This window comes from Paraperibacillus marinus (assembly GCF_046237605.1).
Taxonomy (GTDB): Bacteria; Bacillota; Bacilli; order Bacillales; family DSM-1321; genus Paraperibacillus; species Paraperibacillus marinus.
In genome coordinates this window covers 595,775-621,700 of sequence record NZ_CP143542.1, presented here as the reverse complement: position 1 = coordinate 621,700, position 25,926 = coordinate 595,775, and the positions used below count along the sequence as shown (strand labels likewise).

The 25,926-nt window shown below is 46.9% G+C and carries 33 protein-coding genes; 6 read left to right on the top strand and 27 right to left on the bottom strand.

Translation table 11 applies throughout. The features are described 5' to 3' along the window. Window positions 1-90: 90 nt before the first annotated feature. From V1498_RS03230 to V1498_RS03220, 3 genes are all read right to left on the bottom strand, one after another. The gene (locus tag V1498_RS03230; RefSeq protein WP_409296878.1) at window positions 91-1,152 is read right to left on the bottom strand and encodes a C45 family autoproteolytic acyltransferase/hydolase; all 1,062 of its coding nucleotides are present in this window, start codon (window positions 1,150-1,152) and stop codon (window positions 91-93) included. A 149-nt stretch (window positions 1,153-1,301) separates the two neighbouring features. Further along, window positions 1,302-1,904: an SAM-dependent methyltransferase gene (locus V1498_RS03225; RefSeq protein WP_409296877.1), complete on the bottom strand. Its 603-nt coding sequence runs from the start codon at window positions 1,902-1,904 to the stop codon at window positions 1,302-1,304. 90 nt (window positions 1,905-1,994) lie between these two features. Then, complete coding sequence (locus V1498_RS03220; protein ID WP_409296876.1) at window positions 1,995-2,582, bottom strand: vWA domain-containing protein; 588 nt, start codon at window positions 2,580-2,582, stop codon at window positions 1,995-1,997. A 100-nt stretch (window positions 2,583-2,682) separates the two neighbouring features. Here V1498_RS03220 and V1498_RS03215 point away from each other — a divergent pair, with 100 nt between their 5' ends. Further along, a complete protein-coding gene (locus tag V1498_RS03215) occupies window positions 2,683-3,162 on the top strand; it encodes a hypothetical protein (RefSeq protein WP_409296875.1) in 480 nt (159 codons plus the stop codon). Between the two features lie 63 nt (window positions 3,163-3,225). Continuing rightward, the gene (locus V1498_RS03210) at window positions 3,226-3,672 is read left to right on the top strand and encodes a DUF4385 domain-containing protein (protein ID WP_409296874.1); all 447 of its coding nucleotides are present in this window, start codon (window positions 3,226-3,228) and stop codon (window positions 3,670-3,672) included. A gap of 74 nt (window positions 3,673-3,746) precedes the next feature. Here V1498_RS03210 and V1498_RS03205 read toward each other — a convergent pair whose 3' ends face one another. After that, window positions 3,747-3,929: a hypothetical protein gene (locus V1498_RS03205; protein ID WP_409296873.1), complete on the bottom strand. Its 183-nt coding sequence runs from the start codon at window positions 3,927-3,929 to the stop codon at window positions 3,747-3,749. Window positions 3,930-4,096: 167 nt separating this feature from the next. On the opposite strand from V1498_RS03205, the gene V1498_RS03200 reads away from it, so the two are divergent. Then, complete coding sequence (locus tag V1498_RS03200) at window positions 4,097-4,618, top strand: hypothetical protein (RefSeq protein ID WP_409296872.1); 522 nt, start codon at window positions 4,097-4,099, stop codon at window positions 4,616-4,618. A gap of 128 nt (window positions 4,619-4,746) precedes the next feature. On the opposite strand, the gene V1498_RS03195 is transcribed toward V1498_RS03200, so the two are convergent. From V1498_RS03195 to V1498_RS03150, 10 genes are all read right to left on the bottom strand, one after another. After that, window positions 4,747-5,511 (bottom strand): HAAS domain-containing protein, encoded by a 765-nt coding sequence (locus V1498_RS03195; protein WP_409296871.1) that lies wholly within the window; start codon window positions 5,509-5,511, stop codon window positions 4,747-4,749. 321 nt (window positions 5,512-5,832) lie between these two features. Further along, a complete protein-coding gene (locus tag V1498_RS03190) occupies window positions 5,833-6,285 on the bottom strand; it encodes an NUDIX hydrolase (protein WP_409296870.1) in 453 nt (150 codons plus the stop codon). Next, the gene (locus V1498_RS03185; protein ID WP_409296869.1) at window positions 6,282-7,193 is read right to left on the bottom strand and encodes an alpha/beta fold hydrolase; all 912 of its coding nucleotides are present in this window, start codon (window positions 7,191-7,193) and stop codon (window positions 6,282-6,284) included. Before V1498_RS03185 ends, V1498_RS03190 begins: the two co-directional genes overlap by 4 nt. Before the next feature lie 37 nt (window positions 7,194-7,230). Further along, window positions 7,231-7,410, bottom strand: a complete 180-nt coding sequence (locus V1498_RS03180; protein ID WP_409296868.1) for a hypothetical protein — start codon at window positions 7,408-7,410, stop codon at window positions 7,231-7,233. A 106-nt stretch (window positions 7,411-7,516) separates the two neighbouring features. Then, entirely contained in the window at window positions 7,517-8,041 is a 525-nt protein-coding gene (locus V1498_RS03175; RefSeq protein ID WP_409296867.1) for a cysteine hydrolase family protein, read from the bottom strand. 28 nt (window positions 8,042-8,069) lie between these two features. Beyond that, a complete protein-coding gene (locus tag V1498_RS03170) occupies window positions 8,070-8,378 on the bottom strand; it encodes a hypothetical protein (protein ID WP_409296866.1) in 309 nt (102 codons plus the stop codon). Between the two features lie 25 nt (window positions 8,379-8,403). Further along, on the bottom strand, window positions 8,404-8,901 hold the full coding sequence (locus tag V1498_RS03165; protein WP_409296865.1) for a dihydrofolate reductase: 498 nt from the start codon (window positions 8,899-8,901) through the stop codon (window positions 8,404-8,406). Between the two features lie 33 nt (window positions 8,902-8,934). Further along, complete coding sequence (locus V1498_RS03160; RefSeq protein WP_409296864.1) at window positions 8,935-9,498, bottom strand: GNAT family N-acetyltransferase; 564 nt, start codon at window positions 9,496-9,498, stop codon at window positions 8,935-8,937. A 209-nt stretch (window positions 9,499-9,707) separates the two neighbouring features. Further along, window positions 9,708-10,736 carry a DUF1835 domain-containing protein gene (locus tag V1498_RS03155; protein ID WP_409296863.1) on the bottom strand — a complete coding sequence of 343 codons (1,029 nt, stop codon included), beginning with the start codon at window positions 10,734-10,736 and terminating at the stop codon, window positions 9,708-9,710. Window positions 10,737-10,817: 81 nt separating this feature from the next. Further along, complete coding sequence (locus V1498_RS03150; RefSeq protein WP_409296862.1) at window positions 10,818-11,375, bottom strand: cysteine hydrolase family protein; 558 nt, start codon at window positions 11,373-11,375, stop codon at window positions 10,818-10,820. An 89-nt stretch (window positions 11,376-11,464) separates the two neighbouring features. Between V1498_RS03150 and V1498_RS03145 the strand changes: the two genes are divergently transcribed. Beyond that, window positions 11,465-11,929 carry a DinB family protein gene (locus V1498_RS03145; protein ID WP_409296861.1) on the top strand — a complete coding sequence of 155 codons (465 nt, stop codon included), beginning with the start codon at window positions 11,465-11,467 and terminating at the stop codon, window positions 11,927-11,929. A gap of 86 nt (window positions 11,930-12,015) precedes the next feature. On the opposite strand, the gene V1498_RS03140 is transcribed toward V1498_RS03145, so the two are convergent. The 6 genes from V1498_RS03140 to V1498_RS03115 all read right to left on the bottom strand — a co-directional run bounded on the left by V1498_RS03140 (window position 12,016) and on the right by V1498_RS03115 (window position 16,688). Further along, window positions 12,016-12,396, bottom strand: a complete 381-nt coding sequence (locus V1498_RS03140; protein WP_409296860.1) for a hypothetical protein — start codon at window positions 12,394-12,396, stop codon at window positions 12,016-12,018. Between the two features lie 172 nt (window positions 12,397-12,568). Beyond that, a complete protein-coding gene (locus V1498_RS03135) occupies window positions 12,569-13,606 on the bottom strand; it encodes a sulfate/molybdate ABC transporter ATP-binding protein (protein ID WP_409296859.1) in 1,038 nt (345 codons plus the stop codon). A 12-nt stretch (window positions 13,607-13,618) separates the two neighbouring features. Next, complete coding sequence (gene cysW / locus V1498_RS03130) at window positions 13,619-14,503, bottom strand: sulfate ABC transporter permease subunit CysW (RefSeq protein WP_409296858.1); 885 nt, start codon at window positions 14,501-14,503, stop codon at window positions 13,619-13,621. Window positions 14,504-14,519: 16 nt separating this feature from the next. Next, entirely contained in the window at window positions 14,520-15,356 is an 837-nt protein-coding gene (gene cysT, locus V1498_RS03125) for a sulfate ABC transporter permease subunit CysT (protein ID WP_409296857.1), read from the bottom strand. Window positions 15,357-15,374: 18 nt separating this feature from the next. After that, complete coding sequence (locus V1498_RS03120) at window positions 15,375-16,445, bottom strand: sulfate ABC transporter substrate-binding protein (protein ID WP_409296856.1); 1,071 nt, start codon at window positions 16,443-16,445, stop codon at window positions 15,375-15,377. A gap of 57 nt (window positions 16,446-16,502) precedes the next feature. Further along, window positions 16,503-16,688 (bottom strand): YezD family protein, encoded by a 186-nt coding sequence (locus V1498_RS03115; protein ID WP_409296855.1) that lies wholly within the window; start codon window positions 16,686-16,688, stop codon window positions 16,503-16,505. A gap of 564 nt (window positions 16,689-17,252) precedes the next feature. On the opposite strand from V1498_RS03115, the gene V1498_RS03110 reads away from it, so the two are divergent. After that, window positions 17,253-17,450: a hypothetical protein gene (locus tag V1498_RS03110; RefSeq protein WP_409296854.1), complete on the top strand. Its 198-nt coding sequence runs from the start codon at window positions 17,253-17,255 to the stop codon at window positions 17,448-17,450. A 29-nt stretch (window positions 17,451-17,479) separates the two neighbouring features. Then, window positions 17,480-18,019: a restriction endonuclease gene (locus V1498_RS03105; protein ID WP_409296853.1), complete on the top strand. Its 540-nt coding sequence runs from the start codon at window positions 17,480-17,482 to the stop codon at window positions 18,017-18,019. Between the two features lie 70 nt (window positions 18,020-18,089). Here the strand turns inward: V1498_RS03105 and V1498_RS03100 are convergent, their stop codons facing one another. The 7 genes from V1498_RS03100 to V1498_RS03070 all read right to left on the bottom strand — a co-directional run bounded on the left by V1498_RS03100 (window position 18,090) and on the right by V1498_RS03070 (window position 25,727). Beyond that, the gene (locus V1498_RS03100) at window positions 18,090-18,860 is read right to left on the bottom strand and encodes a class I SAM-dependent methyltransferase (protein ID WP_409296852.1); all 771 of its coding nucleotides are present in this window, start codon (window positions 18,858-18,860) and stop codon (window positions 18,090-18,092) included. Window positions 18,861-18,956: 96 nt separating this feature from the next. Next, a complete protein-coding gene (locus V1498_RS03095) occupies window positions 18,957-19,757 on the bottom strand; it encodes a phosphotransferase family protein (RefSeq protein ID WP_409296851.1) in 801 nt (266 codons plus the stop codon). A gap of 172 nt (window positions 19,758-19,929) precedes the next feature. Continuing rightward, window positions 19,930-21,615 carry a glycoside hydrolase family 13 protein gene (locus V1498_RS03090; RefSeq protein WP_409296850.1) on the bottom strand — a complete coding sequence of 562 codons (1,686 nt, stop codon included), beginning with the start codon at window positions 21,613-21,615 and terminating at the stop codon, window positions 19,930-19,932. Between the two features lie 38 nt (window positions 21,616-21,653). After that, a complete protein-coding gene (locus tag V1498_RS03085) occupies window positions 21,654-22,475 on the bottom strand; it encodes a carbohydrate ABC transporter permease (RefSeq protein WP_409296849.1) in 822 nt (273 codons plus the stop codon). After that, window positions 22,475-23,371, bottom strand: a complete 897-nt coding sequence (locus V1498_RS03080; protein ID WP_409296848.1) for a carbohydrate ABC transporter permease — start codon at window positions 23,369-23,371, stop codon at window positions 22,475-22,477. The genes V1498_RS03085 and V1498_RS03080 overlap by 1 nt, the downstream gene beginning before the upstream one ends. A 21-nt stretch (window positions 23,372-23,392) precedes the next feature. Next, window positions 23,393-24,622: an ABC transporter substrate-binding protein gene (locus tag V1498_RS03075; protein WP_409296847.1), complete on the bottom strand. Its 1,230-nt coding sequence runs from the start codon at window positions 24,620-24,622 to the stop codon at window positions 23,393-23,395. 97 nt (window positions 24,623-24,719) lie between these two features. Next, the gene (locus V1498_RS03070; protein ID WP_409296846.1) at window positions 24,720-25,727 is read right to left on the bottom strand and encodes a LacI family DNA-binding transcriptional regulator; all 1,008 of its coding nucleotides are present in this window, start codon (window positions 25,725-25,727) and stop codon (window positions 24,720-24,722) included. Window positions 25,728-25,926: the final 199 nt, after the last annotated feature.

The window sequence follows — 25,926 nt, the reverse complement described above, 5'->3', positions numbered from 1 at the left end:
CCGCTTCCTCCCTCAGTTTGCCGGCCAGACGTCTGCTTTAATCAAGCCACATACAACTGATTCGACAGCTATCCGTACATTCCTGCCGGCTTATCTCTTAAACCAATCGGCATTCTCATCCATATGCACAAATGGGATATCTGTATCCACAGTACCGGTCATTCTCCCAAGATCCAGATCCTCTCCCTGCAGCCATCCGGCAAAATCAATCTCCACCGGCACACGGCTGCCCCCAAGGGCCATCCAGGCCTTCATTTCATGAGGCAGGTAGCCGGATGTATGGATGGTGCCTGCCCAGCTTTCATACTGCTTTGAGAAAACGCCATTATCCACCCCGTTCAAAAGGCGGAAAGCTTCCCGTGCATTCAGTTCATTGTCCACCGCCTTCATGACGGCAAGCCTGCGCTCTGAATCAACAAGATGATTCCGGTTTTCATGCTTCATCACCTCAAAATGATTGGTGCATGCCTGATCCTGGCGCACTTCCACCCCGCGGGGTGATGTTTCAACAATAAAGGTTTCTCCGCTTCTATCGAGGACTATATAGCTGAATGAATGACGGTGGGGAATTTCCTTCAGCATGGAGACCGCTTCCCCGACAGTGGCACACTCCTCAAGCACCAGGCGCCCGATCATACAGCAGATAAAGCCGTCACCAGGATTTTTGCGGTGCATGAAATTATATCCGAGAGCCAGACCCTTTTCATTGATTCCGTCCATGCGGCCGGTCATCCTCTGGCTCGGACCGGCGATCGCATACCCGCGGTCACTGGGCTGGAACAGCACATACCGGCCTTCATAGGTTTTAGGGTGATAATCATAGTTCCGGATCAGATAATCCTTCCCAGTCATGATGGAACACCCCGATCGCACATAATCGACCCGGTAGCCGCCAAACTCCTGCAGGATACGCTCCATTTCCCATCCGAGCGACTCCTGCAGTCCGCAGAGTTCGTCCCAGATTCCTGGCGCAAATGCCAGCAAAGCCGCCTTTGCTTCCTGAACATCTATCGAAAACCTTGGCTTCCGCACCTTCCATTGATTTTCACGGTTCTTTATGGTCAATGAATGCTTGATTTTTTCTCCCTGAAAAATGCCAAAGTCAAAGTGTGTGCCTCTGTACTGTAGCACATCGCTATAGATTTCCTTCATGCTGCATCCCTCATTATTGATTTATTATGAATTCTCTATCTATCATACTGAACCACCTATTTTCTAAATGCAATGATTGCATTTTGGGCAAAAGATGGGTTGCTCACCTGCCGGAAAACATGTCAAAAAGACAGCCAATGTGGCCGCCTTTAATATCTCCACCTATAGATCAAAAATCGTTCGTTAGGATTATATTCAAATCCGGGAATTGCGATTTCCGCCTTCCTCTCAAAAGGTGTCTGGTTATCAAGATAATAGCAGTAATCCTCAGGAGGGTAATAGAGGATTATATCAATTTCCCGATAAGCCTGTTCCATTGACAGCATAATGGCATTCACCACACTCCTGAATACCTGCTGGGAAAACGGGTTGAAGAAGTAGAATTTGTTATCGCGGGTGTCGGCCTCATAATCCTCCGCAAGGCAGTTCAGGAAGCGTATTTTATCCGCTTTATTCTTCGTCTTTTTCATATAGCCCTGCTTATTCTTCTCAGCATCTTCATACAGCTTCCCATCCATTTCAATGCCTGTCACAGAAGCATGAAAGAAATAATGAACATAGAAGTTCAGCCGGCCCTTTCCACATCCGAAATCCACGAGCCGGTCTGTTGGCTGAAGCGTATAATGCTTAAATAATTCCTCCAGGGCAGAGTAAGACGTCGGCTCATATCGATTATAGTGCGGTGAATCATAATTCCCATGCTGCCCGCCTGTTTTTATATTCAGCAGTTTGTCATAGTAATATTCTTTCATAAGGACTCCCTATTGTCTGTTTAGCGATTCCCCTCCATTATCTGCCTCCCGATGGACAATGGCAACTCATGTGTATGCCATGAATAAAATTTAATGGAGCTTCCTGCTCTTGTTAATGGCCGTCTCCGCCATACTGTACATCTTTTTCACACCATCACTGCTGGCTTCAAATTGATACGCATGCTCCGGATCAATTCCGATGCCTTCTGCTTCGCCGGCAGCATCGATATTCGCTCCCAGGAAAATGAACTCCCAGCCATAAACCTCCCGCTGATGATTAATCATTTTACTCACTTGGTCGTGACTGAATTCCATGCTTGCGTTTTCCATCCCATCCGTGGTGATGACAAAGATCAACTTGCCGGGGCGCTCCTCTTCCCGTGTCCGTGCTAATCTTGCACCCATTTCCACCATCGTCCTGCCGGCAGCATCCAGAAGGGCCGTCGTACCCCGGACCCAGTATTCTTTTTCGGTCAGCCTGACACTCCCGGCGTCCATCCCGTTCCACAGCACCTCATATTGATCATCAAAGAGGACAGCAGTCACGCGCGTCTCTCCATTTTCCCTGTTCTGGTTTTCAATAAGGGCATTGAAGCCCCCGATGGTATCCTTCTCCAGACCCTCCATCGAACCGCTTCTATCAATCAAGAAAACAATCTCTGTCAAATTTGCATTCATATCTATCATCCTCCATATATTCTTAAGATAATATAATAATAACTGGATTTATTTACGGTATGGTCGCCTGACAGGCGACAATTCATAAAGGGGGATTGGGATGCTGGATAAAAAGATTCTTAGAGATCTGGAGGAATATCTGGAAGACAGGCAGACCAGCGTCGCTGAGCGGATCCTCATGTCTGCTCCTCTTATGGATCCGGATGAAATGTATGACGACCTTGAAGATTATATAAAAGGGAAGCAAAAGCCGTCGTTCAAGGACATACTGTTCACATTCATTGACCTTAGGGGCATCCCTGATTCAGAAATCTATAAAAAGGCAGGCATCGACAGACGGCACTTTTCTAAAATTCGTTCTGCAGCCGGCTACCGGCCCAGGAAGGATACCATCATTTCGCTTGCCCTGGCCCTGAAACTCGGGCAAGAGGATACCGAAGACCTTCTGTACGCTGCCGGCTATTCTTTCTCAAGTAGCGAGACCCGTGATTTAATCATCCTGTTCTGCCTTGAGAGGAACATCCATGATAAGCAGGACGTCAATTTTGCCCTGCATCAGCATGGCGCAAAAACCCTGTAAGGTCTTTCCTTTGGCATGAGCAGATGTTAATCAGGGTAAAGACAGCTAAAAAGGATGAAAATCATGGCGTTTGATTATACACTTGATTTCGATGAAATTGACTTCCGGAAACAGCCAGAGCTGTACCGGGTAGGAAGGGGCGAGCAGGGAGTCCTGATGGTGGAGCCCTATAAAAGTGAGATCCTTCCCCACTGGCGTTTCAAGACACCCGAGATTGCTAAAGAATCCTCCGATAAAATCTATGAAATGTTCCTGGACTATAAAGAAAAAAAAGACTTTGTCGGAATGGATATGGCAAGGAAATTCCTGCAGATGGGATATACCAGGGCCCGCCGCTATACCAACTACAAAGGCGGCCGGAAATATGAAGAAGATGGCTCCACAAAAGAGCGCCAGATCGACCCTGTCAAAGCCGAATCCGCCTCCATCTTCATGGGAAAATGGAAGCTGGCAAGAGAAGACACAGATTATCTCGCATTGAAGAAACAGCATCAGAAAACATACGGATGAGAAATAGGGGGAATGTCCCCATTTCCCGGATTATTTCCCCACATAAAAAGAGCCGCGGCAAGGACCTCCGGCTCTTAAAATATGTTCAAAAGAATGGTGATGACAAGACTCTGCATGCCCAGCACAATCAGCGACTTCCTGCTTGTCGTAAAGCTCTCCACGCGCATGACGTATGTCTGGGTGATGAAATTAATAACAAATAATAAGACAGCAACAAACAGAAAGCCAAGCCAAAAGGGTGACGAATAAATAAACATTTTTTATCTCTCCTTCTCTAGGTGCTGCGTTTTTTTATAAAAGGGGGCGCCGCTGCTGCCGCAATTGCCGCTATACAAATGACCTCTTCATACTTTTGATCAACAATGTATAAAATGTTTACTAACATCAGTGAATGAAGCTGTCTTTCAAGGCGAAATGGCCTTAAATGATTCTTTACGACCAAAAATGGCTGTCATCCCGGGGCAGGATGGTCTTAATTTTCCCCTTAGGACCTAAAACGGCTCTCATCCTGAGCAAATTGGTTCTAATCGTTTCCTTAGGACCTAAAACAGCTCTCATCCAGGACAAAGTGGTTCTAATCGTACCTTTAGAACCAAAAACGGCTCTCATCCAGGCTAAATTGGTTCTAATCGTTCCTTTAGGACCAAAAACGGCTCTCATCCAGGCTAAATTGGTTCTAATCGTTCCTTTAGGACCAAAAACAGCCCTCATCCAGGGTAAATTGGTTCTAATCATTCCTTTAGGACCAAAAACGGCTCTCATCCAGGGTAAAGTGGTTCTAATCATTCCTTTAGAACCAAAAACGGCTCTCATCCAGGGTAAATTGGTTCTAATCGTTCCTTTAGGACCAAAAACAGTCCTCATCCAGGGCAAAGTGGTTCTAATCGTTTCTTTAGAACCAAAATCGGCCCTCATCCAGGGCAAATTGGTTCTAATGGTCTCTTAAGAACCAAAATCGGCTCCCATCCTTGGCAAATTGGTCTTAATGCCCTTCTTTAGAACCAACACCGGCTACCTCAGGCAATTCGGGTCTTAAATGTTTTTCACAACAACAGCCGACTTTGAAAATCCCTTCTACAACCGGCTGTCCTCATCATCCCCCTGGTCCGCCCTGAATATGGTGAAAAAGTAGATGCCGACTCCTACAACGACAACGGCCGTAGTCATCAGGATCTTTTTGCTCTCATTCAATTCAATCCTGCTTATCAGGGTTTCTGGCAGAAGGAGAAGCACCAGTATGATGATGGAGATCCAGGTTTTGCTCCAGATGGAGAGCCATACGATCATGGTGATGGAAATGACGATTGCGGCAATGTTGCCGCCGCTTCCGAACTCGATGACAGGTGTTGCCATAAGACGGTCAAGGAAGGTAACTGCCAGAAACAAAAGGATAGGTACAATTCCAAGGCTTCCGAACAAGATCCATTCCTTGAACTTGTCCAGGCTGCGGGAAGACAGGGCTTTAAAGCAGAAGGCTGTCAGCAGGAAAAACAATATAAAGATCAGGGGATAACCGATCAGCTTTACGAGTGAATAAGCTATCCCGCCATTTAAGGCATTTCCGATAAACATGAAAGAGGCAGCTCCCAGGATGACTATGGGGATATACTTGAGATAGCTGAGATAATCATATGCCTTTTCCGCGCTGGTCTGTTCCATATAGACTTTTGGCGAACTCGAGGTAATATGCTCTACACATTTTCCGTTCTTCTCAGCCTGGTACAGATGATATTCTAATTCAAACAGCAGCTCGTCCATCTCGGTTTCATTCTTTCCGATGGAAAGCAAATATACCTGCAGATTATCCAAAAACTCCATGCTTTTCTTAGAAAGCGGCATCACTCACACTCCTTCCCCGAATAATTTATGGACGCTGCCTGCGACGGCCCTCCATCTTGCCTGGAATTTCAAGAAGGCAGCCTTCCAGGATCTTCAAAATCTGGCTTGATGTCAAGGAGTTCACTCCTTAAGCAGCTCATCTATCTTGCAATGCAACATAGTTAGCTGTAAAAACCGGACTATTTTATTAATTAAGCATAAGTTATTTTTCCAATAATTTCAAGATAGTATCGGGAATATTTCGAAAAATCAGGTCTGAAACAGCCGGCACTTTCTCAAAAAAACCCCGGCACGCTGCTATTCATGCCGGGACTCCATGTTTTATAAATACAGTTTTTCCAGAAAGGGATGGATATAACTTAAATATTCATCGGATATTTCGTCTGGCAGAGCCTGGATGCTGAAAAATTGGAGATTGATTGACTCCCTTTCATCCAGCTCAAGCTCTCCCTTGAAGTCCCGGGTAGAGTAAACAGCTGTAACGGAATAAAACTCATCTCCGTTGGCTAATTTGAAATAATACTCCTGCCCAGAGAAAACACCACAAAGCTCCAAAGTTCCGATAGATAGACCTGACTCTTCCTTGACCTCCCGCCTCGCCGTATCTTCAAGGCTCTCCCCTAGCTCCATCAAGCCGCCCGGAAGGCCCCAGCCGCCATCTCTTCTATGCTGAAGCAGCAGTTCGTTTCGTTCATTCATAATCAGAACAACAGCGCCAGGAAGAATCAAAGGACGAGTCCCCACCAATTTCCTGAGGTCTTTTACATAACTCATACCTTCACCTGTTTGATTGTTTTAGCCAGATTTGCAATGATGCCTGAAACAAGTCCCCCACGGTCTGCATGGATGGAATGTGATGCCCGGTCCGCAAAAACCAGGGTGCTTCCCTCTGCAAGCAGAGCCTGTTCCTTAATCAAGTTGTGCCAGGCTTCTTCGAATTGAATCATTTCCTCTTCAGGCAGTCCGCCCCTGACTCCCCGCTCAATGCTGTACTCTTTGTCCCGTCCAATGACCGCGAGCGGAAGCTCAGGTAATTTCCCCAGTTCCCTAATCCGGCGGGCGTCCTCTTTCCAGTGCTCAATTTCAGACGCCATGGCCTGATACAGGCCTGGATTCACCTGGAATTCTAATAGTTCCTTCTGCACGCTGGCTGGAAGCTGAAGCTGCTTTGGTGTGAGTGCAGGCTTGACTATTTCCATTAAGCTGACGCGGTCCAGGGCTGCATATTCCCGGCATCTCGCAAGCCACACCTCATCGCTTGCCTGTTCATCCATAACTGGAAGATGTAATTTATCCAGCTCCTCTAAATGGACTGATGTCGAATCAATCAGCACAAGGCCTGCTGTCCGGCCAGGGTGGAGTTTTACAAAATGCTGTGCGCATAATCCTCCATAAGAGTGGCCGGCAAGCAGGACCTTTCCATCCACCTGCAGGGCCTCAAGCAGTTCAATGATTTCCCGGCAGACGGCTTCCGTTGTGCGCTTTTCATTATGTATGACGCTTCTCCCGAGACCAGGACGGTGGAAAACAATTACCCTGTTTTCCCCGCTTAAGCTTTCAATGATCTCATGCCAATCATCAAATGAACTCCCCATTCCCGGCAGGATCAGGATTGGCAGGGATCCTGTTCCTTTATCCAAAACTTCAAGATCTTTCCCATTGATTTTAAGAATTTTTCTCATATACGGCTCCTTTTCTATACTGGGGCAGCGGACATCGTTAATCTCCACCGTCACTGTCTCCGCCTGAACTGTCATCATAGCCGGCCGAAACATCATCACTGTCGAATAAACCGGACCATCTCGATCCGCTTTTCTCGCTTTTCCTTCTCTTGCGTTTTGGCTTTTTGCGCTTTTTTCGTTTTTTATAGCTGCCTGAATGGGTCCGCTTTTTAATCACCCTTTTTGCCGGCTTTACGATTAGATATAAAATAAAAAGTAAGATGGCAGTAAGTATCAGCTTCCAGATTGCGTAACGCTTCCTCTCTTTTCATGATGTATAATAATCAGCAGAACTCTATCTCCTGCACAGGATATACATCAGCAAACCAGCGCAGCACCCCATTATGATGATCAATGATCTGCTGGGCCGTAATGCTGCCGGAATCCCATGTGCTGTGTGCATCTGATGCCAGGGTAACTTTATATTCAAGACTGAAGGCACGGCGGCAGGTGGTATCCACACATGCCTCAGTCTGGATGCCGGCCAAAACCAATTCCTTGATGCCCTGATTTTTCAGCTCTTCATCGAGGGTAGTATGATAGAAGGAGTCAGGCGTATGCTTTTGGATAATCATCTCATGTTCCTGTGGAGCTATCTCTGGGTGAATTTCCCATGCATGTGTTCCTGTCTCAAGCAGCCTGCCTTCTGGCGCATTGTGCTGTATATAGAAAACCGGCGCTCCTGCCGCACGCGCCTTTTTAATCAATTCCCCCAGCCGCTGCAGCAGCTCATTTCCCTTATACGCCATATACTCCGGGCGGAACATGCCGTTCTGAACATCAATGACCAGCAGCGCTACTTTCTCCATATCATTTCCCCCTTTTCCGGACTGTACTTTAATTACCTGTCTCAATAGATTCAGGCATCCCATTTATATACCTGAAAACAAAAACATACCGGCCCATATACAAAGCATAGCCCTCTCCCTGCAGGCTGGGAAGGGGCTGATGCCGGGAGCCGGACTCATGGTCAACGCTAAGGCGCTTTAATACTTCTTCTGCAGAGGGATAGCTTTCCGTCCATTTCAATATATATTTTTCATTGTCCTTTCCATAAAGAAGGATGACTGCCTCCGATATCTCCGCCGTGCCGCCAACTTCCAGTCCCCAGAGGGCAGCCGCCTCCCTGACATGAAACATATTCATGTGTAAAGCTCCTTCCATCACAAATTCATTCAGGAATATGCTTTCTCTTGTAGACATGAAAATAATACGTATACGGGTTATCTTGATCGGTGATTCCTTTCTGCCTGGACACCTCAATCCACTCCTCCGGATCCACTTCCGGAAAATAGGTATCCCCCTCAATGGAGGCATGAATCTTCGTGAGGTACATGGTTTCCACCATTGGCAGAAACAGCCGGTATATCTCCGCTCCGCCAAAGATGAAGACCTCTTTCTCGCCACGGGACATCTCCATTGCCTCTTCCTTGGTATGTGCGATTTCACAGCCCTCAAAGGAAACATCCTTCTGCCTTGTAAGCACAATATTCCTCCGGTTCTTCAAAGGCTTCCTGATTGATTTAAGATTCTTCCGGCCAAGAATGAGGGTGCATCCCTCCGTCTTCTCCTTCACATACTCCCAGTCCCTCGGAAGGCTCCAGGGGATATCATTGTTGCGCCCAATCACACGGTTCTCGTCCATGGCCGCTATTAGAGATATCTTCAATGTGGCATCCTCCTCTCTGTTGCAGTATTGGAACTAATTTGTCACCGCATAAACACACGTATCTGTAATTCTCTTCCCATCTGCAGACAAATCCTCGTTCTTCAGGATCCCTTCAAGGCTGAATCCGAGCTTTTCCGGAATAGCACGGCTTTTGTGATTGGTGAATTCACATCGGATTTCAACCCGCCTGAAGCCGAGGGTCTTGATTCCAAGGTCCCTGACAGCCTCGGCGGCTTCTTTCATATAGCCCCTGCCGCCAAATTGGGTGTGGATCCAGTAGCCGATTTCCCCTTTTGGGATGTCCCAGTCAATTCCCTGCAGTCCGGTTGTCCCAATATATTCATTTGTATCCTTCAGGAAGATAAGATAGCGGAAGCTTTCCCTTTTTAAAAAATGGATATGAGCCTGCCTTAAATTGATTTCAGTCTCTTCCACTTCAGGGATGGTCTGCGCAAAAGGCAGCCATTCTTTTAATTCATGGAAAGAATCCCTTATGGCGGCATTGACGGCGGCACCGTCTCCTGACTGCCTTGGTGCCCGCAGCAGCAGCCTTTCTGTTTCCAGCCTTTCCGGGACTTCAATTAATATGGGATTCATGATGGTGACTCCTCTGCTTTTTTTGTGAAAAAGGGCGGAGCTGCATGTACATGCCTTCGGTGCAACTAGCTCTGAACAGTATTTATCTTTTCCAGCATTCATTGGTATGCCTTGCTCCGCTCCACTGCCTTATTGTGGTTTGTTCCAGTCTAATTCCTTCCCTTTCATGGGTAGAAAAATCATATGTGTTATTAATATGTAAAACTCTTTTAGAAGCGGGATATCCGCACTCCATAAAGCCTCATGGCCTTAAGGCTGCCTTCCATCTCAAAAACACCCTTCTTTATCATTTCTCTCAGGCGGTACTCCATAAAGCCATCGCCGTGAAATTGTTCCAGGTGCCCGATCACTTCCCCGATCAGCCTGGCCGATTTTATATATTCCTGATTATAATTTTTCTCAAGTCGCTCTGCCGTCTCAAGAATATAAGAATCATAGAAATCCTCCGGCACGCTTATGACTTTCTCATTCTCCCAAATCCTTAGCACGGCCTCCCCCTGTGATAACTCCTGCTGCCATTCCTCCTGGAGCCGGATTCTCTCCTCTTGGGGTAAAAGCTCCTCCTGTGTATAGTCAAGGAACCTTGCCAATAGCTCCGGTTCTATTTCTCCGGAGTGCAGGGGCAGGAATTCTATGCCGGACTGGCGGCTGTGTTCTGCTGTTTTCTCAGAAGGATTCATTATATAGACGCTGCTTCTGCTTTTTAGGAGATTAAGAGCAAAGCGGAGTCCCGTCTGCTCATGAGCGTTATGCCCGGTACAGATGATGACAGGAATATCATAGGGCAGAGCCGCCACATCAGAAATGGCTTGCCGGAATCCATCACCTTCTGCATCCAGATCGTCGTACTCATAATTCAGGTGCGCACCCAGCCATTGGAATCTATGCTGGATGCCAGCTTCCTCATCAAGCCTCCACAGCGGGCCGGTCGAAAGGATACCAGGAAAGGAAATAACCTTGATACGTTCCTCTCCTTTCCGCTTCCTGAGTCCGGACCTCAAGCTCCCGGCAGCTGATTCACCAAAGATAATATAGGCAGCAGCCGGTGGCGATCCAGGCTTTTTCACTGTATTAAAAGACAAGAACTCATCATGAATGTCCATTAGGTCGCTGGCAAGCTGTTCCTTTGTATATGCTGCTTCTTTCGCCTGTTGGATGCGGAGGAACATTTGCAGCAGCAAGGATTTTGCCTCCTGCTCAGGTAATGTTTGAATGATTTCCTTCCATTGATTGATCATAGCCTGCCCTCGGATTTAAAAAATACTGGGCGTCTTTTATCTGGCCCGTTTCTTTTGACGAGTATCAAACCGATTCTCCCATCAGCGATACTGATCATGAATCGGGGTGAACAAGTCTTCGTCTGAAGTCCTGACAACCGAGAAATGATCCACATTGTAGTGGCCGTGAAGGGTTGCATTATGATGCTGAATGATCTGCTCCGCTGAGATCACTTTTGAATCTGATGTGGAATGACCGTCACCGACGAGAGTAACATCATAGCCATTGACAGTGGCTGTCCTTACCGCTGTATCGATGCAATACTGAGTAGAGCAGCCCATGATCACAAGATGCTTTATATTCCGCTCCTGCAAATGCTCCAGAAGACCAGTTCCATAAAAGGAATTGGTTGCTTTTTTATCGAAAATGACCGGATCGGCGGGGACTTCGATTCCACTATGAACCTGGAAGCCCGATCCTGCTCCCCCCGCAACATCCAGATCCCTGACAAAGAGGACCTGAATTCCCCTTTTCTGGGCTTCCTTCAGAACTTTATTGATATTCCTGATCAGCCCCTCTTTATCATGGACTCCCTGCTCCCCATTGCCTCCGTCTATTAAAGACTGCTGTGCATCAATGATCAATAGCGCTTGCTCCATAACATTGCCTCCTTGAAAACCTTTTCTTTGATTTTACCATATTCATACAGTTAAAATGATAACTATTCTTTCTATTTGAGGTGGCGTATATGCTGGAATTGTTTTTTTATAATTGGCAGATCAGGGAGGACTGGTTCTCATGGTGCGGGAGGATTCCTGCTGATGAACTTACAAAAACGAGGATTGGCGGCATGGGGAGCATCCTGCACAATCTGTATCATGTAATAGACTGTGAACAGCTTTGGATCAGCCAGATGCAGGGAACTTCAGTAATAGTACGTGATATCGCTGAAATAACGAGCCTGTCCCAAGTGACGGCGTACTCTCAAGAAAACAAGGCGGCTACACATAGATTCTTGAAATCTGAATCCAGCAGGAGCGGTTTTTTAGAGATTAAGAGGAAAAGCGGCGAAACCATCCTGCTGCCGCATCAAAAAATATTGCAGCATATTGCAGCACATGAAATCCATCATATCGGCCAGCTGTCTGTATGGGCTAGAGAATTGGGGATCAAGCCCGTGTCTTCTGACTTGGTATTCCGCGAACTCACCTAAGATACAGCCTCAAGATTAGAGAAGGCTTTAGGCAATAAAAGAAGAGCAGCCACTTCATAATCCCAGGCGGCTGCTCTTTCCTTCTATTAAACTTCCTCTTCTTCCTCTCCCATAAAATCATGCTCTCCCATATAAATCGGCCCGTTGGCATGATCAATTCGGATTGGCCACTCATAAGGAACAGAGAGACGGCGGGACATTTTTCTCCAAAAACGGCTGGAATCCCTTTCAAATTCCTGGAATTCCTTCAGAAGATCTTTATAGGCAGCCCCATCGAGTTGTAAATTCATATCCTGGAGCCTCATAAAAGCCATATGCCTGCTTTCAAGATCGGCTGCCTCATCCATTTCCTCTTCTGTCGCTTCGCCGATGATGGTTCCCGGCGGGGGCAGGATTTCAAAGATATTCTCTACTTCTACTTCCATTTCCTCAGCCGCTTTGAATTTGGGTTCACTTCGTCTGAACATGCTATCATCTCCTGTCTCATAATCTACCATCATTATAATGAAAACGATGCCAGACAGATAGGAATTCTTTCATTCTGCCAAAAAAGATCGTACTTAAAAATACATATTCACCCCTGTTTGAGCCGCACTGAAGGAGGCTGGGGCGGCCGCCAGCAATGTGCGGGCGGCTCTATTAGACTCTTATAATCGGTTTACTGCCAACGGGAAGCGGCTTTAATTCATTCCCTTCGAAAAAGACCGCCCTGATAAGGTCGGCATATAAAAGCCCGCCCCTTTCAACGGTGCCTAGTTCCCTGTACTTTTCCGCGCTGAGCTCCGCTTCGATCAGTTCCTCCATACCCGGAAGGCGCACATGCAGGCGGACCGTAGATCCTGCCCCATGCACAGAGATGACTTCTGCCAGGAGCGAGGATTCTGTGGGAGAGGAAGATAATAAAACTTCATGCGGCCTTATATAGCTGGTGGTTCCGGCCGGATCCTTCAGGGTATTCACCCTTCCAAGGAAGCTGTACACGAACGGATTGGCAGGGGCATGATACACGTCCCAGGGACTTCCTGTCTGCTCGATCCTGCCTCCGTTCATGACAACTACCTCATCTGCCATTTCTAATGCTTCTTCCTGATCATGGGTGACAAAAACGGTTGTAATGTTCAATTTTTCGTGAAGCTCTCTCAACCAGTTCCTGAGTTCCTGTCTTACCTTGGCATCGAGCGCTCCGAAAGGTTCATCAAGCAGGAGGATTTCCGGTTCCACTGCAAGCGCCCGGGCCAGTGCAATCCGCTGCCGCTGGCCGCCAGAGAGCTGAGAGGGATATCTTCCCGCCGTTTCCTCGAGCTGCACAAGATTCAATAATCCGTATACCTTCTCCCTGATTTCCGCCTTCCCCGGCCTGATGCCTCTCGGCTTTACCCTGAGACCGAAAGCAATATTCTCAAAAATGGTCATGTGCTTGAATAGTGCATAATGCTGAAAGACGAAGCCTACCTTCCGTTCCTTGACAGACTTTTGGGTATAATCTGTTCCATTAAAAAAGATTTGGCCCTCATCGGGATATTCAAGGCCGGCAATCAGGCGCAGAAGTGTAGTCTTGCCTGAACCCGAGGGTCCAAGAAGCGCAGCGAAACCGCCGGTTGGAATGGTAAGGGACAGGCCATTCACAGCCGGATATTTATTGAAGGCCTTGGATATGCCTTTGATGCTGATGCTCATATTTATTCCTCCTCAGCCAGCTATTCGATTATTGCCTGATCGCTCGGCAGCCTTAGCCTGCCTGATGGTTTTCCATTCTATAAAACTTTTTAAAAAGAGTGTGACCAGCGCCAGGAACGCCAGCAGGGATGCGGCGGCAAATGCGGCAGTGAAATTGTATTCATTGTATAAAATCTCCACATGAAGAGGCAGGGTATTTGTCAGTCCCCTGATATGACCCGATACAACTGAAACAGCTCCAAACTCCCCCATTGCCCGTGCATTGCAGAGGATCACGCCATACAGCAGACCCCACTTGATATTGGGCAGGGTCACCCGCAAGAAAATCTGCCATCCCCCCGCCCCAAGTGTCAGCGCTGCCTGCTCTTCCTCTGTGCCCTGCTCCTGCATAATCGGGATCAATTCACGGACCACAAAAGGAAACGTGACAAAAATGGTCGCCAGCACAATGCCCGGCACGGCAAAAATAATCTTGATGTCCCGGTCTTCAAGAAGTGGGCCAAAGATTCCCTGTGAGCCGAACAATAGGACAAACACAAGCCCGGCAATCACAGGCGAAACCGCGAAAGGGATATCAATAAGGGTGGTCAAAGCATTTTTCCCCTTGAAGTCAAACTTGGCAATTGCCCAGGCAGCAGCCACACCGAATGCCGTGTTCAACGGAACGGCAAGAGCGGCGACCAGCAGGGTCAGCTTAATGGCTGCCAGGGCATCCGGGTCTGTCAGTGAGAGGAAATAAAGCTCCCACCCTTTTTTAAAACTCTCAGAAAACACAACTGCCAGAGGAATGATTATAAAAAAGCCGATAAACAGGAGAGCGGTACTGATCAAAATCCTCCTGCCGGCTGCGGCACCTTTGGACCTTCCTGTATTCTTTTCTGTTCCTGCTGCATGCATCAGCCTCAAAACCCTTCTATATCGCTTTATGCCTTCCAGAACTTTTCCACTGCCACAGGTTGATTAGAAATAAGATAAGAAAAGACAGCACGAGCATGACCGAGGCAATGGCAGCCGCTCCTGTGTAGTCATATTGTTCAAGCTTCGTGATGATCAGCAGCGGAACGATTTCGGTCTTCATCGGCATATTTCCTGAAATGAAGACCACCGATCCATACTCACCAAGTGCCCTTGCAAAGGCCAGCGCGAAGCCTGTCAGGAGGGCAGGAAAGATGGCAGGGAAAATGATCTTTAAAAAAATCTGGGAAGATCCCGCTCCAAGCGAGGCCGCTGCTTCTTCATATTGACTGTCTAAATCCTGAAGTACCGGCTGAACCGAGCGGACGACAAACGGCAGCCCGATGAACATCAGGGCAATCCCGATTCCAAGCTGGGTGAACGCAATTTTGATTCCGAGCGGTTCAAAAAACTGACCAATCCAGCCATTCGGTGCATAAATAGCTGTCAGGGCAATGCCCGCAACCGCCGTTGGAAGCGCGAAGGGAAGGTCTATCAGTGCATCTGCCAGCCGCCGGCCGGGAAATTCATACCGGGCCAGCACCCAGGCGATCAAGGTGCCAAACACCGCATTCACCGCGGCAGCTGCAAAGGAAGTTCCAAAGGTAACTTTAAATGAAGCAATCACCCGCTTGTCTGTGACTATATTCCAGAAATCCGCAATGCTTAATTCTGCCGCTTTAATAAACAAAACGGTAATCGGGATCAGCACAATCAAGCTCAGGTATATGATTGAATAGCCAAGTGAAAGGCCGAAACCCGGCAGATTGGAGTGCTTTTTTACAGCCTTGGGCAAAGACGTCAATCCCCTTCTCTATGGTTTATAAATAGCATCAAAGATGCCGCCATCATCAAAATGCTCCTTCTGTGCCTTGGTCCAGCCTCCGAAGAGCTCATCAATCGTAAACAGGTTGATGTCCGGAAAGTGGCTGCCATACTTTTCAAGTGCTTCCTTCGAGCGGGGGCGATAATAATTCTCTGCGGCAAGTTTCTGCCCTTCATCTGTATAAAGATACTCAAGATATGCCTTTGCCGCCTCAGCTGTCCCTCGTTTTTCCGCCACTTTATCCACCACGGCTACAGGCGGCTCAGCAAGGATACTGACAGAAGGGACCACCATTTCAAACTTATCCTTGCCGAGCTCATTCATGGCCAGGAAGGCTTCATTTTCCCAGGCAATCAGAACATCGCCAATCCCCCGCTCAACAAATGTGGTCGTTGAGCCGCGGGCACCTGAATCCAGGACCGGCACATTTTTGAATAGCCTGCCTGTAAATTCCTTTGCTTTTTCTTCATCTCCATTATTTTGTTTCAAAGCATATCCCCAGGCGGCCAGATAGTTCCACCTCGCCCCCCCGGATGTTTTTGGATTAGGGGTAATGACAGATACGCCTGGCTTTATTAAATCGTCCCAGTCCTTAATGCCCTTTGGATTTCCCTTCCTGACCAAGAATACGATCGTGGAGGTATATGGAGAGCTGTTATCCTTAAGCCTTTTCTGCCAGTCCCTGGACAGTTTGCCTGCCTGCGCGATCGCATCGATATCATAGGCAAGTGCCAGGGTGACAACATCCGCTTCAAGGCCGTCAATGACCGCCCTTGACTGTTTTCCGGACCCGCCATGTGACTGATTGATCTTCACATCCTGGCCGGTCTTCCCCTTCCAATACGAGGCAAAGCTTTTGTTCACCGCTTCGTAGAACTCCCGGGTCGGGTCATAAGATACATTAAGCAATTCAATCGTTTTTGTTTTTTTACTATCCGCCGCCTTGCCGGAAGCATCCTCTCCGCCGGAGGAAGACGAACAGCCGGCAGCCCCAGCCAATAAAATCAGTGATAACAAGCCGATATAGATTCTTTTCATGAAAAAACTCCTTTTCATCATAATTTCGGGGCTAAAAAAAGCCCCCTTGATTCTCTCTACACAACAACTGAGAAATCATCAGGAGCCTTCGGTAGTCCGATCGGCGTTATTATTTTTTTTTGGCAGGCGGTGCTTTTCTAATTTGTCAATCTGCATAACCTGGGAGTCGTGGATAATGATTTGAAGGAATCCGAAGTCCACTCCCTCGAGAAGCACCCTGATCTTTTCCAATACTTTTTCATCAACCTTTTTCTGCAATTGCAAATTCCCCTCCTTAAACGTCTTACCACGGTTTTCAGTTAAATTATTTTGCATTCCTAGGGAAAGGAATGCAAAGGATGGAGAATGCTTTTTTCTGTGTAAAAGGGGCGGAGCTGCATGGATTAAAAAGCTTCCTGCAGCTGGGTGCGCACATCATGCATATTCCTGGCATTCCTGGTGTGTCTTGTTCCGCTCCACCGCCTTATTGTGTTTGTTTCTGCTCTTCCCTATGTTCTTTTCCATGCACGGGTTGTGAGTAGAAGACTCAAGTGGGTTTTCTATTACACAGTATGTGAATTGGGCGGAAAGGTAACAGAAAAAGCAAAAAGACACTTATCTTTTAATGAGATAAGTGCCTTCAGTGTGTCTGATCAGCAGGAGTGATTTTTAAAACTTACAATTTACATCGGATTACTTGTTTAATAATATAATATGTTTGTTTAAGAAAATCAATGACTATTCAAAAAATTAAATTAATTTTATTTATTCTTTCTCTTTTTTATGGATTCATATAAAAGCAGCAGAACAACCATTTTATGGTACATTACAAGAAAGGGAGGGTTTTAGATGAATGCCAGAAAAATTACCGGAGTCATTATGTTCTTGATAGGAGCGGCTATCCTGCTCCTTGCTGTTCTAAAGTTTAATTCACATGAGCATGCAAGGACCATACGTTTAATTGGCGGAGCGCTGTTTTTTATCGGCCCTCTATTGATGCCGGAATATGAGGAAAAGGAAAAGAAGAAGATGGGGCAGGATTTATAAAAGATAATTATGAAGGAGGTGCACCCTCTTTGGACAATCGTCTTCACCTGCTATTCTGGCTGGCCATGGTGCTGGTTCCTTCTTATATAGCAGCAGTAACGAAGAGCTTCGAACCTCCCTTTCTCACATTTATGACGGGATTGTTTCTTTACTCTATCTACGGCTTGATTTTCCTTCACCGTATGATGAAGAAGCAGGAAAAATCCGAAATCTGGGTCATCCACAACATGACAGACGCACAGCTTGAAGATTTCACAGCTGCCCTGCTTGAACGGCTGGGATATGCTATTTTAAAGCCTCAAGAGGGAAATGAATTCATAAGCTTTACGGCAGCTGCTCCGAGCGGGAGGAAGGCGGCAGTTAAGGTGAAAAGCCACAAAAGAAGTATGGGAATCAGGCTTGTCCAGAAAACCCTAAGGCAGCTGTCTCTTTATGATGCCTCTGATTGCTGGGTAATTACCAATAACAGCTTTACACCCCAAGCCCGGGATTTTGCCAAAGCGAATAACATCCACCTTCATGACCGGGAGCAATTCATCACCTGGATTCTGAAGGCAAAAAAAACTTGAGGAGGCTGGCGAAAAAAATAAAAGCCAGCCCCTGGCCAGCTTTCCGCTTTAAAGATGAAAGAATCTCAACTTACTCTTTCGATGCACATACCACCATTGCCTCCCCCATGAAGGAGGTTATATTTTCTCCCTCCAACCCGATCTTGAAATATTTCTTCGCTCTTTCGGGTGCCCCCCTGAAAATATCACCCAGCCTCCGCTGCTCTTCTTGCGGCAGATTCATCCTTCTGCACCAAGAGGCAAATTCGAAGCTCTTTTCAAAACGGTGAAGCTGGTGGATGATGAATCCTGCTGACTCAAGCATGCTGATCCATTCTGTTTTCTTCCAGGCTCTCACATGGCTGTAGTCCCTGATTTTCTCGATAGCATTATAAAAGTTGTCCAATTCATCATCCTCCGGCACGATATTGTCATCGAGCAGGAATTTTCCATTTGGTTTCAGGACACGGAATACCTCGGAAACAAAAGCTGCAACATCAGGGAAATGATGCGGGGCTATCCTGCAGGTTACGATATCAAAGGACTCATCGGCAAATGGCAGTTTCTCGGCATCCCCCTTGATGAATCTCACATTTTCATGACCGTTTCCCCTGATGAATCCTTCGGCTGCCTTAAGCATTTCGGCTGTTATATCGAGTGCAATGACTTCCCGTACATATGGAGCAAAAGCATTTGCCGTATGGCCACCGCCAGAAGCCACATCCAGCACCTTCTCAGTCCCCTTCAATTCTGCAAGGTGCACCAATAATGACAGGTCGCTGCCATCTTTGTGAATGCTGCTCTCGACATAAGACTGGGCGTTCTTCCCAAACTGCTCCTGAACTTCCTTTTTAATATCCATTCAATCCCCCTCCTTATCTTCACTTTATTTCACCCGAGTGATAAATAAAAATAGCAATTATCTATCAATCTATATAAATAAAAATTATAGACCATCTTAAAAAAAGTCATACAGCCCCTCAAAATACTGAAATTCCTCCTCGGATAGACGATAGCGTGTATATCCGTCATAGAACGCGGCCAGCTTCTCCGGGTCTCCCATGAATTTCCGCACCGCTAAGGCCTCATCATATCGTGGATCGCCGATTCCCATGCCAGCCGTGTCGATGAACATCACCACTTCACCGTTTACCACCAGCACATTATCCACCGTGCAGTCTCCATGGATGATTGTCTGCCTGACTACAGCCGGCCGCTCAAATTCCAGCTTTTCCAGGAGTGCGGCAGTCCCGTCTATGCCGCCGCTCTTTAAATAGCCGGCAGCCCTTTGGAGCTGTTTATCCAGCCACTTCTCCCCAGCCGGGAAGAAAGGGGGATGCTCTTGTTCATGGAGTTTTTGCAGAAATGCTCCGCAGCTTTTAATAAGCCGGTACTCCCCTTCTGCCGTCTGTTCCCTAAGCTGTGCTTCCCTCAGGGTTATGCCGGGCTCAAACGACATCAGCAGATGGCTTGCATCCTCCTCCTCAAAGAAGCCAAAATATCCGGGCACCGGGATAGCCGCACAATCCCTAAGGCTCCGAAGCACCTCTGCCTCATTCCGAAGCCAATCCCTGTATCTCTCTTCATAACAGCTTTTCAACAGAAACGTTCCCCTGCCGCCGGATATTTTCCGCACCGCAGATGTCCAGCCCTGATTAGACAGCACTTCTATCCCATAGACGCCTCCCGTCCATTCCTCCAGCCTTCCAATAACATCGGGGCTAAGCTTTTTTTCTGCAAAACTCACTTTATTTCCCATTCCTCCAACGCTCCTTTACTTTCAATCTATATTAATTCCCTTCAGGTTGAGTGATGCCCTGCAAATTAGGTAAGTTTTTATTGGTTTCTTACCTTTGCAGTCCACCGCTGCCGGATAAACAGCCTAACAAAAACAGCAGCCAATCATCAAAGCGTGGCTGCTGTTTCCTTTATCATTGAGTCAGTTTATAAACACGAACTTCGTACGGTTTAAGCGAAATCTCTTTTATATCCTGAGTCTCACTCACTTCATAGTTTGAGATCAGCAGTTCTTTGCCGCTGAAGGCAACCTCTGGTTCCAGTCTGAATTCTGCATGTTCTTCGCTGAAATTACAGATTGTCAGGATCTTTTCCTCTTCCAGAGTCCTTGTGAACGCGAAAATCTTCTCGTCTTCAGCCATCAACAAATCGTAAGTGCCATAGACAATCACATCGTTCTGCTTCCGAAGCTGGATCAGCTTTTGGTAGAAGTAGAAGATGGAATCCGGATCGGCTAAAACAGCTTCCGCATTGATGGTTTTGTAATTCGGATTCACATCAATCCACGGAGTCCCCTTGGTGAAACCGGCATTTTCGCTGCCATTCCACTGGACAGGTGTCCTCGCGTTATCGCGGCTTCTTTCATAGATGCCCTTGAAGATTTCTTCATGAGTCAGGAACGCAGGCGTCAGGTCCTTATAGGCATTCAGTGTTTCGATATCTCGATACTCCTCGATGCTGTTGAACCGGACATTGGTCATCCCAATCTCCTCACCCTGGTAGATATACGGAGTTCCCTGCATGGTGTGAAGGCAGGCGGCGATCATCTTGCCGGACAGTACCCTGTATTCGTCCGAATCATTTCCCCAGCGGGATATGGCTCTTGGCTGATCGTGATTGCTCCAATACAAGCTGTTCCAGCCGTCATTCTCAAGGCCCTTCTGCCATTTTGTGAAGATTTCCTTAAGCTCTGTCAGCTTCCATTCCTGCGGATCCCATTTACCGAACTTGCCGTTGCCGAGGCCCACATGCTCGAAATGGAAGACCATGTTCAATTCATTTCGTTTCTCCCCGGTATACAGCTTCCCTTGTTCAACGGAAACACCCGGCATCTCGCCGACCGTGATCGTATCATAAGTGGACAATGCTTCCTTGTTCATTTCCTGAAGAAATTCGTGGATACGCGGACCATTCATGTAATATGGGCTGCCATCCCCAAACAGCATTCCCTCGTCCATTTTCCCCTGCGGATAGCTAGTATCTTTAGAGATGAAATTAACTACATCCATGCGGAAGCCGTCAATCCCTTTATCCAGCCAGTAACGGATCATCTGGTAGACTTCTGCCCGGAGGCCGGGATTCTCCCAATTAAGGTCAGGCTGTTTTTTGCTGAAGAGATGGAGATAATATTCGTCGGTTTCTTCGTCATATTCCCAGACACTGCCTCCGAATGCCGCTCCCCAGTTGGTTGGCGGCTCTCCGTTCTCGCCTTTTTTCCAGATATAATAGTCCCTGTATGGATTATCCTTTGACTTGCGTGACTCAACGAACCACTGATGCTCATCGCTCGAATGATTCACCACGAGATCCATCATGATTTTGATTCCATATTTATGAGATTCATCCAGCATGGCATCAAAATCCTCCATGGTGCCGAATTCATCCATGATATCCCGGTAATCCGATATATCATATCCATTGTCATCATTCGGAGACTTATAGACAGGAGACAGCCAGATCACATCGATTCCCAGCTTGCTTAAATAAGGGATTTTTTCTCTTATGCCCTGCAGGTCGCCCACACCGTCCCCGTCCGTATCATAAAAGCTCCGGGGATAGATTTGATAGATGACGCTTTCTTTCCACCATTTTTTATTCATGTTCTCTTCGCCTCACTAACATAATTTGAATTGTTTTTTTACTTAATGGAGCCTTTCATGACTCCGCTGATGATCCATTTCTGGGCAAATACATAGACAATGATCATAGGGGCAAGCGCCAGTAAATACGAAGCGAACGCCAGGTTATAATCTGTGCTGAATTGAGATTGGAACACATACTGCACGAGCGGCAGGGTCGCCATGTCCCGGTCGCTAAGTAAGACTAGCGGAAGCATGAAATCATTCCATGCCCCCAGGCACGTCAGGATGGCAACCGTCGCATTCATCGGCGCCAGCAGCGGGAAGATCACCTTCCAGAATACACCCCATGTTCCGGCCCCGTCCATGATGGCCGCTTCTTCAAGCTCAAGCGGGATCGACTTGATATACCCAATGTAAATGAAAATATTGAAGGATAGATTGAAAACGATATACAGGATAATCAATCCCCATAAATTATCCATTCCCCATGAACTGGTTTGTTTAACCAATGGCAGCATAATGATTGGGAACGGAATGAACATCGCACTCAAAAAATAGTAATACAGCGCTTTATACAGCTTCTTATGCAGATTCCTCGCCACCGCATACGCGACAAGCGAGTTGGTAAGGACTGTAAAGAAGACAACAACCACGGTGACGATGGTGCTGTTTTTTAAAGCATTGAAAAAATTGGTCATCTCAATGGCTTCCGTGAAATTAACAAACGACCACGACCTTGGCAGCGACAATAGATTTCCCGCCATTTCCTGAGGCGTCTTAAAGGCAATCGTGATGGTCAGGTACAGCGGAAACAGAATGAACAACGAACCAAAAATCAGGAGCAGCGTGGTGACCCAGCTGGTTTTCTTGCGGCGCATCAGCTTTCCACCTCTCTTTTGCTAAGAATCTTCAGCTGGAATACGGAGACGATGACAATCACGATGAAATAGATGACGGCATTCGCTGATTGATACGCGAAATCGCCGCCTTCAAATCCCCCGCGGTATATCAGGAGCGATATGGATTCTGTCGATTTTCCCGGTCCGCCTCCCGTCAGGGCCACAATCTGATCAAACACCTGCAGGAACCCTTTCATGGACAAGACCATATTGATGGTGAAAAAAGGAGCAATCAATGGAAAGGTGATAGACCAGAATTTCTTCCATACTCCGGCTCCATCAATGCTTGCCGCCTCATACAAGTCATCCGATATGGTCACAAGCCCCGCCAGGTACAGAATCGTATTGAACGATACAGCCTGCCAAACCGCTACCAGGACAATCCCAAGCCAGGCAAGATCCGGGTCTCCGAGAATATTTTTCGCAAGCCAGTCCCAGCCCAGGTACTCACCAAACTGTGGCAGCATATGGGCGAAGATGAAGTTGAAGATAAAGCCGACAATCAGGATGCTGAGGATGAACGGCAAAAAATAGACCGCCCTCAAGGTTTTATGGAACTTTATCTTTGAATTAAGTCCTGTAGCAACAGCCAGGCTGATGATGTTCACTATGATGGTCGTAACGACCGCAAATTTAAATGTAAACAGATAGGCATCGCCCGCCCTGTCATCTTTGAAGACATTTATATAGTTCTTTAATCCGGTAAAGTTCCAGTCGCCATACCCTTTCCAGTCTGTAAAGCTGTAGAAAATCCCCTGGAGGGCTGGATAGGTGTGGAATACGAAAAACAGTACGAATGCCGGAATGACAATGGACAGATATACTTTATTTTTATGGATCACGGTGGTCCCCCCTTGAATTGAAGAACAGGGCATCTATAAAGACACCCCACCCTTTTAGCGATCCTGGATTTTTTTCCATTCAGAATCCATTTTTTTCAGGAACTTTTCTTTATCTTTCTTGATCAAATAATCCTGGAGGAGGTTTTCAGCCCCAAGTCCTGCCGGATAATAATGATCGGGGTAACTTGTAATGGCTCCGCTCTCAAAGTTATCCTTGATTCCCTCAAAGACTGGATCCTCCTGATACACTTCCTGGATGGCAGAGAATGCTTTTTGCTCATCAATGTATTTCTTGGCTGTTTCCTTCTGCATCATGAACTTCAGGAACTTTTCAGCTTCTTTTTTGTGTTCAGTATCTTCACTGGCCGTAAGCACCACATCCACACCAGAAACCAGTTTATTCTTGGCAGCGTCATTCGAGACAGGCATTGGGAATACCCCTAGATCGATGTCAGGATTGGCTTTCTTGATTTCCGGGATAGCCCAGTTGCCCTGCAGGTAAAATACTCCCTTGCCGCCAGCAAATGCATTGTTGCCATCGCCATAAGACACGCCCATATTGTTTTTGTGTCCAAACTCAGTGAGAGTCATCATTTTATCTGCCACTTCATCATAGTCTTTGACAAATGAAGCTTCTCCCTTGTTCTTCTTTTCCGCAAAGTCCTCTCCGGCAATATTTGCCCCGAGGGAGTTCCAGGAAATCATTCCGGTCCAGGCATCCTTAAGCGTAAGGTAGATCGGAATTTCTCCGTCAGCCTTTGCCTTATCCAGGGCAGCAACGAACTCATCCCATGTTTTTGGCACCTTGAGTCCAAGCTTTTCAAACTTCTCCTTGTTATAAATAACGGCGTTTGCGTTTGTGGCATAAGGCAGGCCGAAGGTTCCCTTTTCATCCGGTCCAACCAGCCTTCCGATCATATCCACATAGGATGGCTGTACACTTTTAAGCAGCGGGTCTTCTGAAAAATCCTGAAGCACTCCTGCACGTGCCAGCTCCCCGTAAGCAGCATTTCCCCCAATGGCCATAACATCAGGCAGATCATTCTTGGTCAGTCTCGTTTTCAAAACAGTCTCTGCCTCTGGAGGCGCATCAAGCTTGATTTTTATATCCGGATTTTCCTTTTCGAATTCCTTAATCAATCCTTTATAAGTGGAAATATTCTCGGACTTATTGGAAAACATCTCAAGTGTGACCTTTCCATCCGAGTCTTTGCCCCCGCATCCAGCAAGCAAGCCTACTCCCATCGTGACAGCCATCAGGCTCATAGAAACTTTCTTAAACATCGTAAAACCTCCCATTTTTTGTAGTAAACGTTTACGTAAAACACCAAGATTAAATTACGTAAACGTTTACTTTATTCTCTAAATAAAAAGAAAAGGATCAATCCTTTCTTTTTACGCTCTCTCTTTCAATTATCTGATGAGGCATTATCCGGCTGACGGCCGTCTCCCCCGTTTCAAGCATACTCAACAGCATTTCACCGGCTGTCTCTCCCATCTCAGCGAATGGCTGTGCCACCGTCGTCAGCGGAGGAATGGACATTTGGGCTAAATCGATATTATCGTATCCGATGATGGATAGCTCTTCTGGAATCTGGATTCCAAGCAGATAAGCTGTGGAGATGGCTCCAATTGCGATTTCATCGCTGGCAGCAAATATACCCGTCACTCCGGGATCATTTTCCAGGAGCCGTTTCAGCCCCGTGATGCCCTCCGGAAATCCGAATCCTTCTGTGCTGATAATATTTCCTTCTTTAAGAGAAATGCCATACTTCTTCAGCGCTTTTAGGAACCCATTGATACGCGGCTGCCCGGCAATGATATCTTCTTTCCGGCCGCTGATCATCCCGAGTTTTGTGTGTCCCTGTTTGATTAAATATTCCGCCGCAGAATAGGCGGCTGCCTCATCATCCACTCTCACAAATGGGGCAGAAAATTTATCCGACTTTGTGGAGAGTAATACGAGTGGCACATTCATGTTTTCAATATAACCGTGAAACTCATCTTCCAGTACCTCACTGGTAAAGATGATTCCATCTACCCGTTTCTCATTTAAAACCTGCAGATACTTCCGGGTCTTCTCCCGGTCCGAACTCGTATGGCAGACAATGATGCTCGAGCCGTGCCGGCTTGCCGCACTTTCGATTCCCCTCAGAAGCTCTGTAACCAGGGACCCGGTTAGATAGGGGAACATTACGCCGATGGTGTGCGTCCTCTTGTTGATGAGACCTCTCGCCACAGCGTTCGGATGATACCCCATTTCCTCAATGACCCGCAATACCTTTTCCTTGGTTTTTTTCGAATAGCCCGGCTGCCCATTTAAAATCCGGGAAACAGTCGCTATCGAAACATTCGCTTCCCTGGCTACATCCTTAATCGTATACGCCATTTCCCACCAGCTTTCCAATTCATTTACGAAAACGTTTACGCAATTATAATAGCATGTCGTGCAAGCCCTTTCAATAATTATTATTAATTTTCAAATAACTTGGCTTCCGGCTTTTATTACAAACTTTTAAGATTTTATTACTGGAAGTCCAAAAACAAAATACTCTTTCTCATCTTGCGCGAAAAAAAGGATATATTTT